The sequence below is a fragment of the Albidovulum denitrificans genome (genome assembly GCF_002973535.1).
Taxonomy (GTDB): Bacteria; Pseudomonadota; Alphaproteobacteria; order Rhodobacterales; family Rhodobacteraceae; genus Albidovulum; species Albidovulum denitrificans.
Window position 1 is genome coordinate 1 of the sequence record NZ_PVEP01000021.1, and the last position, 2230, is coordinate 2230.

Annotated in this window: 2 protein-coding genes; both read right to left on the reverse strand. The window is 60.7% G+C overall.

The genetic code is table 11. The features are described from left to right. Window positions 1–351 precede the first annotated feature (351 nt). Window positions 352–1485, reverse strand: coding sequence for a Fic family protein (locus tag LX70_RS20325; protein WP_105516621.1), 1134 nt, complete (start codon window positions 1483–1485; stop codon window positions 352–354). 489 nt (window positions 1486–1974) lie between these two features. Then, complete coding sequence (locus tag LX70_RS20835) at window positions 1975–2118, reverse strand: hypothetical protein (RefSeq protein ID WP_170076269.1); 144 nt, start codon at window positions 2116–2118, stop codon at window positions 1975–1977. Between the last annotated feature and the right edge of the window lie 112 nt (window positions 2119–2230).

Here is a 2230-nt window from a genome sequence, read left to right on the forward strand (position 1 = left end):
GGGCTCACCCCGCGGGAGTATCACAAACGGTCAGAAGAGGACCAAACCCTGAACAGAGCTAACTTATAAACGCGGACTCTAAGGGGAGCAGGTCACGTGCCATGCTGGAGGCGCCGGGGACGGATCTGAAAACATTGCTGCGGGGGTAGAGCCACCCATGAGAGGCGGTTCTCGCGGGCCGCTGTCTGCTGGCCGCAGCTCCAGTTACGTTACATAAATCGGATTACCGGTCGCATGAGCCGCCCAAGGACAACTTCTCTTCTGCGTTGGCAAGCGGAGTCGGACGAATGGCTTCACTGGCCCGCTCAGGCTCGAAACTCCTCAATCACCGTGCTTCGACACTACCCTGCGTCAGACCTTTAGCAGATCGAGCAGCGGGTCGAAGGCGTATAGTGCGGCGCGGCGCCCTGAGGCGGCCTCAATCGTGCGCAGGAGGCCCGCATCGACGAGCCGTCGGGAGAGGGCGCGCGCCGATGATGCCGGAATCCCGGAGCGGTCGACGAAACGGTCGTTGCGGAAGATCGGACTGGCGAAGACAAAATCCAGCGCCTGGTCGTGGAATTGCGAGTTGAGCACGTCGCGGAAGCGTTCCCGCATCTGGCCATGGAGTTGAAAGATCGCGTCTGCCGTCTCGATATTGACCGTTGCCTGCGCATGCATGGCTCGCAGGAAGAAGATGACCCACCCGGTCCAATCCCCGGTTGCCGAAACCGCGCGCATGCGCTCGATATACTCCGACTTGTGGGCCTCGAAATAGCCCGAAACGAAGAAGTTTGGCTGATGGAGGACACCCAGCTTCCAGAGCATCAGGGTGATCAGCATGCGACCGATACGGCCGTTGCCATCTTCGAACGGGTGCAGGGCCTCGAATTCGACATGCGCGATCGCAGTGCGGATCAAGGGCCGCATCGTGCTTTCGTCGATGTAACGCACGAGATCGGCCATCGCCGGGCCGAGGTGTTCCGGCGCGATCGGAACGTAGTGGATCTGTCCGCGCCGCTCGTCCCCGATGTAGTTCTGATCGACCTTGTAACTTCCGGGGCGCTTGCGAGCACCGCGGCCGAACGAAAGGAGCTGCTGGTGGGCGGTGCGGATCAGGTGCTCGCCAAGCGGCGCGCCTTCGGCAAGCGCCTGTTGGGCATTTCGGAGCGCGCGGGAGTAGAGATAGGTCTCGATGTCGTCATTGCGCGCTTCGCGGTAGGGGTCGGCGCTGCCAGCGTCCTCTTCGGCCTCGAGGCGGTAAAGTTCCTCGATGGTCGAGATCGTGCCCTCCATTCGGGAAGATGTGACGGCGTCCTGGCGCCGCAGGGGCGCGAGAAACAGCTCGCTGTTCACCATCCCCGACATCTTGGCATCGTAACGCGCAAGGGAGGCTGCCGCCTCTTCGAGGGGGCCGAGAAGGCGCTCGTAATCGAGCGAGGAGGGAGGAAACTGGCCGGTGTGGTAGGATACGGCGCCCGTCAGATCGAAGGCTTTGGTGACCATTTCGACGCCGATCCTGTTATCAACGGGAGTTGGCGCCAACGTAGCCACACCTAATCCGTTTGACAACAGAATATGTCCACTTTCTATCGCCAAGCCGCATTGATGACAGCCCATTGCCTCCAAGCGCCGTTGGCAAACAGCGCCGGAATTTCGGAGACATCGGGGTTCCATACGCTCCGTCAAAGATTGCCAAAGTCACACCGCAGCAACGGCTCAAACGGGATTCACCTTGTGGAACAAGGGCGTTACACTCGCGAAATGACAACCGCGATCCTGAAAAACGGCCAGGGGGTTCCACTGACCCACGAACAGGGCCGACGGGTGCTTTACGCACTGACAACGCTGGCCGTCACGCCACTTGGCGCCCAGATCAATATCCGGCGCCTTGCTGATGATGGAACGGAACTCTGGCCCTGCCGACCGTCATAGCCCGAACTTTCGGTCGATCCGGCATTCTGCGGGTCCCACGGATGCTGTCATATTCCCCGCTTACAGTATCAGCTTCTGCCGGAAGGCGAGGCCGAGAACGCCGGTGTTGGTCTCAAGCCCGGTACGCTTGCGCACTGATGCCAGTCGCGCCTTGACTGCGGAATTCGACAGGCAGAGATACTGGGCGGCGCCTTCGAGGCTCATGTCATTGGCGAGACATTGTGGACTTGCCCTGAAAAAGTGGAGAGCACCAACTGAGGAACCAGGAGGTGTTCTATGGGAAACGGAAGCAGACCGACGCCGGAGTTCCGGCGTG